The organism is Erythrobacter tepidarius, from assembly GCF_002155695.1.
Classification (GTDB): domain Bacteria; phylum Pseudomonadota; class Alphaproteobacteria; order Sphingomonadales; family Sphingomonadaceae; genus Erythrobacter; species Erythrobacter tepidarius.
In genome coordinates this window covers 1-13,258 of the sequence record NZ_MUYJ01000009.1, presented here as the reverse complement: position 1 = coordinate 13,258, position 13,258 = coordinate 1, and the positions used below count along the sequence as shown (strand labels likewise).

The 13,258-nt window shown below is 66.3% G+C and carries 11 protein-coding genes and 1 riboswitch; all 11 genes read left to right on the top strand.

The window, feature by feature from the left end:
* Window positions 1–38 precede the first annotated feature (38 nt).
* Window positions 39–1,034 carry an ArsR/SmtB family transcription factor gene (locus tag BZF61_RS09895; RefSeq protein WP_086618924.1) on the top strand — a complete coding sequence of 332 codons (996 nt, stop codon included), beginning with the start codon at window positions 39–41 and terminating at the stop codon, window positions 1,032–1,034.
* A complete protein-coding gene (gene metF / locus BZF61_RS09890; protein ID WP_211276759.1) occupies window positions 1,034–1,966 on the top strand; it encodes a methylenetetrahydrofolate reductase [NAD(P)H] in 933 nt (310 codons plus the stop codon). Before BZF61_RS09895 ends, metF begins: the two co-directional genes overlap by 1 nt.
* Window positions 1,963–3,006, top strand: coding sequence for a homocysteine S-methyltransferase family protein (locus BZF61_RS09885; RefSeq protein ID WP_086618921.1), 1,044 nt, complete (start codon window positions 1,963–1,965; stop codon window positions 3,004–3,006). The genes metF and BZF61_RS09885 overlap by 4 nt, the downstream gene beginning before the upstream one ends.
* A 20-nt stretch (window positions 3,007–3,026) precedes the next feature.
* A complete protein-coding gene (gene metH / locus BZF61_RS09880; RefSeq protein WP_086618920.1) occupies window positions 3,027–5,627 on the top strand; it encodes a methionine synthase in 2,601 nt (866 codons plus the stop codon).
* A gap of 32 nt (window positions 5,628–5,659) precedes the next feature.
* On the top strand, window positions 5,660–6,847 hold the full coding sequence (locus tag BZF61_RS09875) for a serine hydrolase domain-containing protein (RefSeq protein WP_245804576.1): 1,188 nt from the start codon (window positions 5,660–5,662) through the stop codon (window positions 6,845–6,847).
* A gap of 3 nt (window positions 6,848–6,850) precedes the next feature.
* Window positions 6,851–7,798, top strand: a complete 948-nt coding sequence (locus BZF61_RS09870; protein WP_086618919.1) for a sulfite exporter TauE/SafE family protein — start codon at window positions 6,851–6,853, stop codon at window positions 7,796–7,798.
* Window positions 7,799–7,876: 78 nt separating this feature from the next.
* Window positions 7,877–7,976, top strand: a riboswitch (glycine riboswitch).
* A gap of 167 nt (window positions 7,977–8,143) precedes the next feature.
* Window positions 8,144–9,274: a glycine cleavage system aminomethyltransferase GcvT gene (gene gcvT, locus BZF61_RS09865; RefSeq protein ID WP_086618918.1), complete on the top strand. Its 1,131-nt coding sequence runs from the start codon at window positions 8,144–8,146 to the stop codon at window positions 9,272–9,274.
* Window positions 9,275–9,277: 3 nt separating this feature from the next.
* The gene (gene gcvH / locus BZF61_RS09860; protein ID WP_086618917.1) at window positions 9,278–9,646 is read left to right on the top strand and encodes a glycine cleavage system protein GcvH; all 369 of its coding nucleotides are present in this window, start codon (window positions 9,278–9,280) and stop codon (window positions 9,644–9,646) included.
* Window positions 9,643–10,434, top strand: coding sequence for a hypothetical protein (locus tag BZF61_RS09855; RefSeq protein ID WP_245804575.1), 792 nt, complete (start codon window positions 9,643–9,645; stop codon window positions 10,432–10,434). The genes gcvH and BZF61_RS09855 overlap by 4 nt, the downstream gene beginning before the upstream one ends.
* A gap of 33 nt (window positions 10,435–10,467) precedes the next feature.
* Window positions 10,468–11,841, top strand: a complete 1,374-nt coding sequence (gene gcvPA, locus BZF61_RS09850; RefSeq protein ID WP_086618916.1) for an aminomethyl-transferring glycine dehydrogenase subunit GcvPA — start codon at window positions 10,468–10,470, stop codon at window positions 11,839–11,841.
* A partial coding sequence (gene gcvPB, locus BZF61_RS09845) for an aminomethyl-transferring glycine dehydrogenase subunit GcvPB (RefSeq protein WP_086618915.1) occupies window positions 11,841–13,258 on the top strand: 1,418 nt, incomplete at its 3' end. The genes gcvPA and gcvPB, both read left to right, overlap by 1 nt.

Below are 13,258 nucleotides of genomic sequence, written 5' to 3'. Positions count from 1 at the left end.
ATTTACAGATATAAAAATATCTTTATATCGATCCTGTGATGGTGACCGAGCATATCTTCAAGGCGCTCGCTGATCTGACGCGGCTGCGCATTGCCCGCCTGCTTTCGACAATGGAGCTGGCGGTGGGCGAGCTTGCGCAAGTGCTGGGCCAGAGCCAGCCGCGCGTCTCGCGCCACGTCGGCATCCTGTGCGATGCAGGCCTTGCCGAGCGCCGCCGCGAGGGCAGCTGGGTGTTCCTGCGCCAGAGCGAAGCGGGCAGGCCGATAATAACGGCGGTTCAGCACCTGCTCGCGGTGGCCGAGGCCGAGGAAGGCGAATTCGCCGCCCTGTGCGAGGCCGATCGGCACAAGCTCGCTGCGATCCGCCGCGCGCGCGAGATCGCAGCCGAAGCCTATTTTGCTCGCCACGCGAGCGAATGGGACGATCTGCGCGCGCTCCACAGCCCCGATGCCGAAGTCGAAAGCCGCCTTGCTGCGGCCTTGGCCGACGCGCCGCTCGGGCACCTGCTCGATATCGGCACTGGCACCGGCCGCATGGCCGAACTGTTCGCAGGCAGTGCCGAGCGGGTGGTCGCGCTCGACAAGAATCTCGAAATGCTGCGTGTCGCACGCGCCAAGCTGCAACACCTGCCCGCGGCGCGGATCGAGCTGGTGCAGGGCGATTTCTACGACCTGCCCTTTGCCGATGCCAGTTTCGATACGGTGCTGCTGCACCAGGTGCTGCATTTCGCCGCCGATCCGGGCCCGGCACTGGCTGAAGCCGGACGCGTGCTGCGGCGCGGCGGGCGGATCGCGATCGTCGATTTCGCCGCGCACCAGCGCGAGGAACTGCGCGATCGCCACCAGCACGCGCGCCTCGGCTTTGCCGACCGGCAGATGGCCGAACTGCTGCGCGCCGCCGGCTTTGCCGCGAGCACTCCGATCGCGCTCGAAGGCGGCGATCTCACCGTCAAGATCTGGCTTGGCACCCGTCGCACGTCCCCCGCCTCTTCTGCCGCATCCCCCGGATCTGGCCGCGCCAAGGAAACCGCCTGATGACCCAGACCCTGAGCCAGCTTGAGGAATACCGCACCGCCACCGATGCCCCGCTGTTTTCCAGCTTGCCCGGCGACGTCGCGGTGAGCTTCGAATTCTTCCCGCCCAAGAACGAGAAGATGGAGGCCCAGCTGTGGGATGCGGTGACGCAATTGAAGCCGCTCGGCCCGAGCTTCGTCTCGGTCACCTATGGCGCGGGCGGATCCACCCGCGAGCGCACCCATGCAACGGTCGCGCGGATCATCGCGGAAGGCCAGCTGCCCGCCGCCGCGCACCTCACCTGCGTCGCCGCGAGCAAGGCGGAAATCCGCGAGGTGGCCGAGCAATACTGGAACGCGGGCGTGCGCCACATCGTCGCGCTGCGCGGTGATGCGGGAGAACCGGGCGCGCCCTTCACCCCGCACCCCGAAGGCTATGCCTGCGCGGCAGAGCTGGTTGCCGGGCTGAAGGAGATCGCCGACTTCGAAATCTCGGTCGCCGCCTACCCCGAAACGCACCCCGACGCCGCCTCGCCGCAGGCCGACATCGACAATCTGAAGCGCAAGCTCGACGCCGGGGCGACCCGCGCGATCAGCCAGTTCTTCTTTTCCGCCGAAACCTTCTTCCGCTTCCGCGATCAATGCGCAGCGGCAGGCATCGAGGCGCCGATCCTCCCTGGCATCCTGCCCGTTACCAACGTCGCACAGGCGCGCAAGTTCGCAAGCGCCTGCGGGGCGGCGATCCCGGCGTGGATGGACGGGCTGTTCGAAGGCCTCGACGAAATGCCCGCCACGCGACAGCTGGTCGCGGCCACGGTTGCTGCCGAACTGTGCCGCCGGCTCTATGCCGGCGGGGTGCGCGATTTCCACTTCTACACGCTCAATCGCCCCGAGCTGACTTACGCGATCTGCCATTTGCTCGGGAAGCGGCCCGTTGCGGAGGCCGGCCAATGACCAAGCGCGAACAACTCCTCGCCGCCGCGCGCGAACGCGTGCTGATCTTCGACGGCGCGTTCGGGACGCAGATCCAGCTGCGCAAGCTGACCGAGGCGGATTACGCGGGCAACCTTGGCCTGCCCGCCGACCAGAAAGGCAATAACGACATTCTCGCCCTCACGCGCCCCGATGTGCTGAGCGACATCACCCGCGCCTATTTCGAGGCGGGATCGGACATCGTCTCGACCAACACCTTCTCGGCCAACCGCATTTCGCAGGCCGACTACGGGGCTGAAGGTCTGGTGCGCGCGATGAATCTCGCCAGCGGCAAGATCGCCCGTGCCTTGGCGGAGGAATTCGAGGCCAAGGACGGCAGGCCCCGTTTCGTTGCGGGGGCAATCGGGCCGACCAACAAGACCCTTTCATTGAGCCCCGATGTCGAAGACCCGGGCTTCCGCGAGATCGACTTCGATTATCTCGTCGATGTCTATCTCGAACAGGCGCGCGCGCTGGTCGAGGGCGGGGTGGACTTCGTCCTGATCGAGACCGTGTTCGATACCCTCAACGCGAAGGCCGGGATCATGGCGGTCAAGAAGCTGGAGCGGGAGCTGGACCGCGAAGTGCCGGTGATGATCTCGATGACGCTCACCGACCTGTCGGGCCGCAATCTGTCAGGCCACACGGTCGAAGCATTCTGGTATGCGGTGCGCCACGCCCGACCGCTCACCATCGGCCTCAATTGCAGCTTCGGTGCCGAACAGCTGCGCCCGCATGTGAAGGTCCTGTCGCAGATCGCCGATACCTTGCTGCTGGTCTATCCCAACGCTGGGCTGCCCAACGAACTGGGTCAATATGACGAATTGCCCGAAACCACCGCCGCGCTGGTCAAGGACTGGGCGGATCACGGCCAGGTCAACATCCTCGGCGGATGCTGCGGCTCCTCGCCCGCCCATATTGCCGCCATCGCCAAGGCGGTTGCGAACAGCGCCCCGCGCGTCATTCCGCAGCCCGAACCAGTGATGAGGCTGGCGGGCCTCGAGGCGCTCGTGACGGGCTGACCCATTTCGAAAGATCCAAAGTGAGCCAACCCCTTTCCTCGCGCTTCATCAATATCGGCGAGCGCACCAACGTTACCGGTAGTGCAGCCTTCAAGAAGCTGATCATGGCGGGCGACTATGCCGCTGCCGTCGAGGTGGCGCGCCAGCAAGTCGAAAACGGCGCGCAGGTGATCGATGTCAACATGGACGAGGGCCTGCTCGATGCGGTCCACGCGATGACGACGTTCCTCAAGCTGATCGCTGCCGAGCCGGACATCGCGCGCGTGCCGGTGATGATCGATTCGTCCAAGTTCGAGGTGATCGAAGCCGGGTTGAAATGCGTCAGCGGCAAGCCGATCGTCAATTCGATCAGCATGAAGGAAGGCGAGGAAACCTTCCTGCATCACGCCCGCATCTGCATGGATTACGGCGCGGCCGTGGTGGTCATGGCCTTTGACGAGGTCGGGCAGGCGGACACCAAGGCCCGCAAGGTGGAAATCTGCAAGCGTGCCTATGATCTGCTGGTGGCCGAGGGCTTTCCCCCTGAGGACATCATCTTCGACCCCAACATCTTCGCGGTCGCGACGGGGATCGAGGAACACAACAATTACGGTGTCGACTTTATCGAAGCGGTGCGCGAGTTGCGGACTTTGTGCCCGCATGCGCATTACTCGGGCGGGCTTTCCAACCTCAGCTTCTCCTTCCGCGGCAACGAACCCGTGCGCCGCGCGATGCATTCGGTGTTCCTCTACCACGCGATCCCCGCCGGGCTCGACATGGCGATCGTCAACGCCGGGCAGCTCGATGTCTACGACCAGATCGATCCCGTGCTGCGCAAGGCGTGCGAGGACGTGATCCTCAACCGTGATCCTGACGCCACGGAACGTCTCATCGCGCTCGCCGAAAGCTTCAAGGGCAAGTCGCTCGCCGACGAGAAGGCCGCCGGGGAATGGCGCTGCTGGCCGGTGGCCAAGCGCCTGGAACACGCGCTGGTGAAGGGCATCGACGCGCATATCGTCGAGGACACCGAAGAAGCGCGCCAGTCTGCCGCGCGCCCCATCGATGTGATTGAAGGCCCATTGATGGACGGGATGAACGTCGTCGGCGATCTGTTCGGCTCGGGCAAGATGTTCCTGCCGCAGGTGGTCAAGTCCGCGCGGGTGATGAAGAAAGCGGTCGCCCATCTCATCCCCTTCATCGAGGCCGAGAAGGATCTGCTGCCCGAGGAAGATCGCAAGGCCAAGGGCAAGATCATCATGGCCACCGTCAAGGGCGACGTCCACGACATCGGCAAGAACATCGTCGGCGTGGTGCTCCAGTGCAATGGTTACGAGGTGATCGACCTCGGCGTCATGGTGCCCTGGCCGGAGATTCTCAAGGCCGCCAACGACAACAAGGCCGACATGATCGGATTGTCGGGCCTTATCACCCCCTCGCTCGACGAGATGGTCACGGTGGCAGAGGAAATGCAGCGCGCCGGCATGACCATGCCGCTGCTGATCGGCGGGGCGACCACATCGAAGGTGCATACCGCGCTGAAGATCGATCCGGCCTATGATGGCCCGGTGATCCACGTGCTCGACGCGAGCCGCGCGGTGGGGGTGGCCTCCAAACTGCTCTCCGACACCCAACGCGACGAATACGTCGCCGAGGTCGCCAGCGAGTACAGCAATGTCCGCGATGCGCGGGCGGGCAAGGGGCAGAGCGAATTGCTCGCGCTGGCCGAAGCGCGCGCCAATGGCTTCGTGATCGACCTCGCCCAAAAGCCCGCCGCCCCGGCGCAGCCGGGGCTGCATGTGTTTGGTGACTGGTCGTTGGAGCACCTGCGCGGCTTTATCGACTGGACGCCGTTCTTCCGCGCGTGGGAGCTGCATGGCAACTACCCGGCGATCCTCACCGATAAAGTGGTGGGCGAAACCGCGACCCAGCTGTTCGCCGATGCCAATGCGATGCTCGACCGGATCATCGCGGAAAAATGGCTCACCGCGCGCGGCGTCGCCGGCCTGTGGCCGTGCCGGCGTGACGGCGATGATATTGTGCTCGACAACGGCACCCGCCTGCCCATGCTCCGCCAGCAGGTGAAGAAATCGCGTGATCGCGCCAATATGTGCCTTGCCGACTTCATCGCCCCCGACGGCGACTGGATCGGCGGCTTTGCGGTCGGCGTCCATGGGGTTGAGCCGCATTCGGCGCGCTTCCAGGCCGACAAGGACGATTACTCGGACATCCTCCTGAAGGCGCTCGCCGACCGCTTTGCCGAAGCCTTTGCCGAGGCGCTGCACCAGCACGTGCGCACCACGCTGTGGGCCTATGCGCCGGGTGAACAGCTCACCAACGAGGCGCTGATCAAGGAGGAATATCGCGGCATTCGTCCGGCGCCGGGCTATCCTGCCTGTCCCGATCACTCGCTGAAGCCGATCCTGTTCGATCTGCTCGATGCCCCGAATAATGCCGGCCTGACGCTCACCGAAAGCTTTGCCATGTTGCCGACCGCGGCGGTGAGCGGGTTCTATTTCGGCCATCCCGAAAGCCAGTATTTCGGCGTCGCCCGCGTGGGCCGCGACCAGCTGGAGGACTACGCCCGCCGCAGGGGCGTGAGCGTGGAGCAGGCCGAACGCTGGCTCAGGCCAAATCTCGATTGATTGCGCGGGGGCAAGCGGCGATGTTGTGCGGCATGATCCGCCGCCTCGCCGTCGCCGCTCTGGCGCTCACCGCTGTCCCCGCCGTCGCGCAGAATACGCCGCCTGCAACAGTGGTGGTCGCCTTCGACCGCGAGGGCGTCCGCCCGCTGATCGTGGAAGGGCTGGCGAACAAGCAAAGCGGCCGCGCGCTCGAGGCCAATGATCCGGTGCGCATCGCTTCGATTTCCAAGCTGATCATGGCGCTCGCTGCGCTCAGGCTGATGGACGAGGGCAAGCTCGATCTCGACCGCGATGTTTCGGACTATCTCGGGTGGAAGTTGCGTTCGCCCCACCATCCCGATGCGCCCGTCACCCTCAGGCACCTGCTGATGCACCGCGCCGGCCTGTCCGACGCGGGGGGATATGTCATTCCGCTGGGCGAGAGCCTCGAAGCGAAACTGGCCGACCCTGCGGCGTGGCGCAAGACGGGCAGGCCGGGAGAGGCCGCTTTCGAATATGCCAACCTCGGCTCGCCGATCGTGGCGACCGTGCTCGAAGCGGCTTCGGGCGAGCGCTATGACCGGCTGGTGGAGCGCCTCGTGTTCGCGCCGCTCGGGGTGAAGGCCTGCTTCAACTGGATCGGCTGCGGCCCCGAGATGGAGGCCCGCGCGGTAACGCTCTACCGCCACGCCGGCGAAGTCGCAGCCGATGGTGCAGACAGCCTGCCGCCAGCCTGCACCATCCCTGTTGCGCAAGGCGTGGAATGCAGCCTTGACGCCTACGTCCCCGGCACCAATGCCTCGATATTTTCTCCTCAGGGCGGGGTGCGGATCGGGATGATGGACCTGGGCAAGATCGGGCAGGCGCTTGTGCGGGGAGGGGAAGCGGACTTTCTCAAGTCCCGCACCTTGGAGCTTTTCGTGATTTCGCCCGTGCAGGGCCGGACTGAAGCGCAGCAGTTGTTCTGCCACTACGGGCTGGGACTGCAAATGATCGAATGGTTCGATGACCCCTGCGATGACACCCTGTTCGACAGCGGAAGGCCGTGGCTGGGCCACCCAGGTGAGGCCTATGGTCTGCTTTCGGGGCTGTGGTACGAACCCTCGCGCGGGCAGGGCTTCGTTTATTTCACCACCGAAAGCCCGCCGCCTGCCGGGGGCGAGGACACCGGCAACTTCACCCCGCGTGAAAGGGCGCTGATGGCGCGGGCGCTGGACATGATGGCGGAGCGCGCGCGCTAGACCATGACCGGTCGTCCCCCGCCCCGGCCCGGCGGCACGCTGCCGCCGCACAGCATCGTGCTGGCGGGCGGCCTCGCGCTGCTGATCGCCTATATCGCACTGTGGGCGCTGGTGCCCGCCGATCCCGCGCTGCTCGCGCGGCTGTGGTTCCTCCCCGGCGTCGGCATCATCGGCGCGATCATTGCCAACACTTCGGGCACCGGCGGGGGCGTGGTTTTCGTGCCCGTGTTCAACGCAATGCGCGAGTTAGGCGTGATGAGCCTTTCGCCTTTGATGGTGGTGGGCGTGTCAATGGGCATCCAGTCCTTCGGCATGACCATGGGCTCGCTGCGCTGGACCGACCGCCTGCTGCACCAGCCCGAACCCGGCCCGCTTGAGGCGCGGGTGCGTCCGCGTGATTTCGTCACCGTGGCGCTCGGCGTGCTGGCGCTCTCGCTCCCCGCGATGCTCGCCACCCAGCGGCTCACCGCCTTCGACCAGCAGGACGTGCTGTTTGCCTACAAGGGCTTCTCGATCCTGCTCGGCACCGCACTGATCGCGGCGACATGGACGGTCAACGCCCAGCGGCCCGAGCGCACCCGGCTTGAGCGGACTGACCTTGTGGTGCTGCTCTTGCTGGCGATCCCAGGGGGGATGATCACCGCGCTGTTTTCGGTCGGGATGGGCGAGCTTGTCGCGCTCTACCTGTTCATCCGCCACTATCCGGTGCTGCTTTGCACCGGGGCGGCCTGCGTGATTTCGGCGGCGAGCTGCCTTGCCGGGGTGGTGTGGCATATCGGGGCCGGCACGGTGCAGTGGGAGGTGGTGCTGCTCGCCGCTCCGGGGGCGGCCCTGGGCGGGTTCCTTGCCCGTCCGATCGCGCTGTGGCTGGGGGCAAAGCGCCTCAAGACCCTCGACGGCGGCTGGATCGTGCTCTCGGCGCTATATTTGCTGTGGCTGAACACGCGCTAAGGCATTTCGCCCGATTGACGCGATGCAGCAATTCGCGCAGGGCGAGAATGTCTTCCGCACCGGAGCGATTCTCGTGCGGGCAGGCGAGCGGGAGAGTCCGATGCCTTCGCAAGGGGGCAGAGGCGCCGAAGGAGCAACCGCCCCGGAAACTCTCAGGCCACCGGACCGCTCGACTGTGTGACACTCTGGAAAGCGCCGCCGGCTTTGGCTTGCGGCCACCGAAGGGGAGGCGGGCCGCGCGTTTGCGGGTCTGCCGAAGCTCTCAGGTCACCCGACAGAGGGGGCAGTTTTTAGGGGTGCTGTAATGGCGCTCCCGGACTGCCGCATTCTGCCTGGGAACTGCACGTGAGCGACCACGACACCGACGAAACTCTCGAAGATCTGCCGCTCGCGGCGCTGCCGCTTGATGCGTGGCACCGGGCGTGCGGTGCGCGGATGGTGCCCTTTGCGGGCTACGCGATGCCGATCCAGTACGAGGGCATCCTTGCCGAGCACAAATGGACCCGCGAGAATGCGGGCCTGTTCGATGTGTCGCACATGGGCCAGCTGCTGCTGTCCGGACCGGATCTCGATGCAGCGGTCGAGGCGGTGCTGCCGATTGACCTTTCGACCCTCAAGCTCGGCCAGCAGCGTTATTCGCTGCTGCTCGACGAGAACGGGGGAGTGCTCGATGACCTGATGGTCTCGCGATGGCCGGAGGCGCTCTATCTGGTGGTCAACGGCGCAACCAAGTGGGACGATATCGGCACCCTACGCGTGGCCCTGCCCGACGATATCACGATCCACCACATGGACGAACATGCCCTTTTGGCGCTGCAAGGGCCCAAGGCGGTTGATGCGCTTGCCCGCCATGTGCCCGAAGCCGCCGGCCTGACCTTCATGAAGTTCGGCAGGTTCAAGCTGGCGGGCCATGACGTCACCATCGCGCGCGCCGGCTACACGGGTGAGGACGGGTTCGAGATCTCGCTCCCCGCCGCGGTTGCCGCCGAAGTTGCCGACCTGCTCTGCGCCGAGCCGGAGGTGAAGCCAATCGGCCTCGGCGCGCGGGATTCGCTGCGGCTGGAGGCGGGGCTGCCGCTCTACGGCCATGACCTTTCGCCCGAAACCTCGCCGATCGAAGCCGGTCTGACCTTCGGCATCAACAAGCGCCGCCGCACCGAAGGCGGCTTTCCGGGCGCTGAACGGATCATCCGCGAGATCAACGAAGGCCCGGCACGCAGGTGGGTCGGCCTCACGATTGAGGGCCGCCTCCCGGCGCGCGAAGGCGCGGAAGTCTTCGCGGGCGCCCAGAAGATCGGCAAAGTCACTAGCGGCGGCTTTTCGCCCACGCTGCAGGTGCCCATCGCCCTGGCCTATGTCGCAAGCGCCCATGCCGCCATCGGCACGCAAATCGAGGTGGCGGTTCGCGGCAAGCGCCTCGCGGCCACTGTCACGCCCACCCCATTCGTACCCCACCGCTATTACCGAGGGAGCTGACCCATGCGCTATTTCACTGACGAGCACGAATGGATCGAGGTTGATGGCGAGGTCGCCACGGTCGGGATTACCGATTATGCACAGGGCCAGCTCGGCGACATCGTGTTCGTCGAACTTCCCCCGGTCGGCACCGCGATCACCAAGGGCAAGGACGCCGCCGTGGTCGAGAGCGTGAAGGCCGCTTCCGACGTCTATGCCCCGATCGACGGAGAAGTGACCGAAATCAACAGCGCGCTCGAGGAAGACCCAGCGCTGGTCAACACCGCACCCGAGGCCGAGGGCTGGTTCTTCCGCATGACCATCGCCGATGCCGGCCAACTCACCGAGCTGATGGACGCCGCCGCCTACAAGGCCTTCATCGAGAGCCTGTGACCACGAAGCCCGCCTCGCCCCCGCGCCTGATGGTCGCGACCCCGCTCTATGGCGGGGCCGAGGCCGATTATCTGCGCGGGGTGATCGGGCTGACGGGTCTGGCCGAAAAGCGCGGGGTGGCGCTCAACTTCGCCTTCCTCAGCAACAACGCCTCGATCAACAGAGCGCGCAACCTGCTCACCGGGGCCTTCGTGCAATCGGATGCGACGCACCTGCTGTTTCTCGACGCCGATATCGGCTTTCTGCCCGAACAGGTGCTCGATCTGCTGGCGCTGGTAGAGACGGACGCGCGGCTGGCGGTGATCGGCGCGCCCTGCCCCAAGCGGCGGGTCAACTGGGCGCTCGTCGCCGCGGCGGCGGCCAAGGGGCTGGCCGAGGGCAATCCGGCCGAGCTCGAGCGCTATTCCGGCCTGTTCGCGCTCGACGCGCTCGATCCGGCGGCGGGCGTGCGGCTCGACCAGCCGCTCGAACTCAAGCGCATCGGCACCGGCCTGATGCTGATCCGCCGCGAGGTGATCGAAACCCTGTGCGAGCGGCACCCCGAGCTGCGCTACCCGGTCGACCCGCAGGACCGCGGCGAGAACGGGTTGGGCGACTATCTCTATGCGCTATTCCAGCCGATGTTCGATCCCGAAAGCGGGCACCTGCTTTCCGACGATTACGCTTTCTGCCACCGCGCGCGCGATGCGGGCTTCCGGGTCTGGGCCGCGCCTTGGATGCGCACCACCCACACCGGCCCCGCGCGTTTCGTCGGGGCGCTCGCCGATCTGGCGCACCTGAGCACCTGACCATCCACCCACCAGCCACGGATACCCTCTCCCATGCGCTACCTCCCCCTCACCGACACCGACCGGCAGGCGATGCTGGCCAGGATCGGCGTATCCTCGGTCGATGACCTGTTCGTCGACGTGCCCGAAGTCGCCCGCCTCGATGGGCCGATTGACGGCCTGCCGATGCATGCCAGCGAGATGGCGGTGGAGCGCCACATGAAGGCGCTGGCGGCGAAGAACTTGGTGGCGGGCGACGTGCCGTTCTTCCTCGGTGCGGGCGCCTATCGCCACCACGTTCCGGCGAGCGTTGACACCATCCTCCAGCGCGGCGAGTTCCTCACCGCCTACACCCCCTACCAGCCGGAAATCGCGCAGGGCACGTTGCAGGTGCTGTTCGAGTTCCAGACCCAGGTCGCGCGCCTTTACGGCTGCACAATCGCCAATGCCTCGCTCTATGACGGCTCGACCGCGTGCTGGGAGGCGGTGGCGATGGCGACCCGCGTCACCCGCCGCAAGCGCGCGGTGCTCTCGGGCGCGCTGCACCCGCATTATGCGCAGGTGGTGAAGACCATGGCGCATTTCACCGGCGACGAGATTGCCGATGCCCTGCCTGCGATAACGCCTGAACCCGATCTCGCTGGCCTCATCGCCCGGATCGACGAGGACACCGCCTGTGTCGTGGTGCAATATCCCGACATTCTGGGGCGCATCAGCGATCTGACTCCGGTCGCCGAAGCGGCTCATGCCAAGGGCGCGCTGCTGGTGGTGGTCAACACCGAGCCGGTAGCCTTGGGGGCAATCAAAAGCCCCGGCGAGATGGGCGCGGATATCGTGGTGGGCGAGGGTCAGTCGCTCGGCGTCGGCCTGCAGTTCGGTGGGCCGTACCTTGGCCTGTTCGCGGTGCGCGATCCCAAGCACGTGCGCCAGATGCCCGGCCGGCTGTGCGGCGAGACAGTGGACGCCGAGGGCAAGCGCGGTTTCGTGCTCACCCTCTCCACCCGCGAGCAGCACATCCGCCGCGAGAAGGCGACCAGCAACATCTGCACCAATTCGGGCTTGTGCGCGCTCGCCTTCACCGTCCACATGACCCTGCTGGGCGAAAGGGGCCTGCGCCAGCTGGCCGCGGAGAACCACCGCCTTGCTTGCCTCGCCGCCGATCGCCTCGCCAAGGTGCCGGGCGTCGCGGTGCTCAACACCGCCTTCTTCAATGAATTCACCCTGATGCTCGGCGGCAAGCCTGCGCGCCAGATCGTGCGCGATCTGGCTGACCGGGGCGTGCTGGGCGGGGTGTCATTGGGGCGGCTCTACCCTGGGGTCGCGGCGCTCGAACACGCGCTGCTCGTCGCCGTGACTGAGACCACCACCGAAGAAGACATCGAACGCCTCGCCGCAGAGCTTGAAGCCAGCGTCAAGGAGACCGTGTGATGAACGCCCCCAACAAGAGCGGCTGGAAGCCCGAGATGCAGCTGGCCGAAGACGGGTTCCACGGCGGCCCGGCCACCACCACCGGCAACCGCGCGCTGATGCTGGAAGAACCGCTGCTATTCGAGATTGGCCGTGCGGACGTGACCGGCGTTGACCTGCCCGACATCGATCCCGCCGCGCCGACGCGCCTTGGCGGATTGGCCCGCCGCGATGCGATCGGTCTTGTCGGCCTGACCGAGCCGGAAACAGTGCGCCACTACACCCGCCTCAGCCGCCAGAACTACGGGATCGACCTCGGCTTCTTCCCGCTCGGCAGCTGCACGATGAAGCACAACCCGCGGCTCAACGAGAAGATCGCGCGCCTGCCCGGCTTTGCCGATATTCACCCGCTCGCCCCCCAGAACGCGGTGCAGGGCGCGCTCGAAGTGATCCACCAGCTCGGCGAATGGCTGTGCAAGCTCACCGGGATGCCCGCCGTGGCAATGAGCCCCAAGGCCGGCGCGCATGGCGAGCTTTGCGGCATCCTCGCGATCCGCGCCGCGCATGAGGCGCGCGGCGATGCGCGCGAGGTGGTGCTGGTGCCCGAAAGCGCCCACGGCACCAACCCTGCCACCGCCGCTTTTGCCAATTACCGCGTCGAGGACATCCCCGCGACCAGCGAAGGCCGGGTCGATGTTGCGGCGCTGAAGGCGCGGCTCGGGCCAGACGTGGCGGCGGTGATGATCACCAACCCCAACACCTGCGGGCTGTTCGAGAAGGATTTCCGCGAGATCGCCGATGCGGTGCACGCGGCGGGCGGCTATGTCTATTGCGACGGGGCCAACTTCAACGCCATCGTCGGCAAGGTGCGCCCGGGCGACCTTGGCGTGGACGCCATGCACATCAACCTGCACAAGACCTTTTCCACCCCGCATGGCGGCGGCGGGCCAGGCTCGGGGCCGGTGGTATTGTCGGCAGCGCTCGCGCCCTTCGCGCCGCTGCCCTTCGTGCGGAAGGATGAGGGCGGCACCTTCTACCTCGTCGAGGAGGAGAACCACGAGGAACGCGGCCCGAGCTTCGGCCGGATGACCGCCTTTCACGGCCAGATGGGGATGTTCACCCGCGCGCTGACCTATATCCTCAGCCACGGGGCCGACGGGCTCAAGCAGGTGGCCGAGGACGCGGTGCTCAACGCCAACTACATCCTGCGCTCGATGGAGGACATTCTCCACGCCCCCTTCGGCGCCAGCGGGCCGTGCATGCACGAGGCGCTGTTCGGCGACAAGGACTTCACCAATGGCCTCTCGACCCTCGATGTCGCCAAGGGGCTGATCGACGAGGGCTATCACCCGATGACGGTCTATTTCCCGCTGGTGGTCCACGGCGCGATGCTGGTCGAGCCGACCGAGACCGAGAGCAAGGCCGCGATCGACCAGTT

Excerpts from the sequence above, each read along its gene's own strand:
- gcvH (WP_086618917.1), top strand. The coding sequence starts at position 9,278 with ATGCGCTATTTCACTGACGAGCACGAATGGATCGAGGTTGATGGCGAG.
- BZF61_RS09885 (WP_086618921.1), top strand. The coding sequence starts at position 1,963 with ATGACCAAGCGCGAACAACTCCTCGCCGCCGCGCGCGAACGCGTGCTG.
- BZF61_RS09895 (WP_086618924.1), top strand. The coding sequence starts at position 39 with ATGGTGACCGAGCATATCTTCAAGGCGCTCGCTGATCTGACGCGGCTG.
- metF (WP_211276759.1), top strand. The coding sequence starts at position 1,034 with ATGACCCAGACCCTGAGCCAGCTTGAGGAATACCGCACCGCCACCGAT.
- BZF61_RS09870 (WP_086618919.1), top strand. The coding sequence starts at position 6,851 with ATGACCGGTCGTCCCCCGCCCCGGCCCGGCGGCACGCTGCCGCCGCAC.
- gcvPA (WP_086618916.1), top strand. The coding sequence starts at position 10,468 with ATGCGCTACCTCCCCCTCACCGACACCGACCGGCAGGCGATGCTGGCC.
- BZF61_RS09875 (WP_245804576.1), top strand. The coding sequence starts at position 5,660 with ATGATCCGCCGCCTCGCCGTCGCCGCTCTGGCGCTCACCGCTGTCCCC.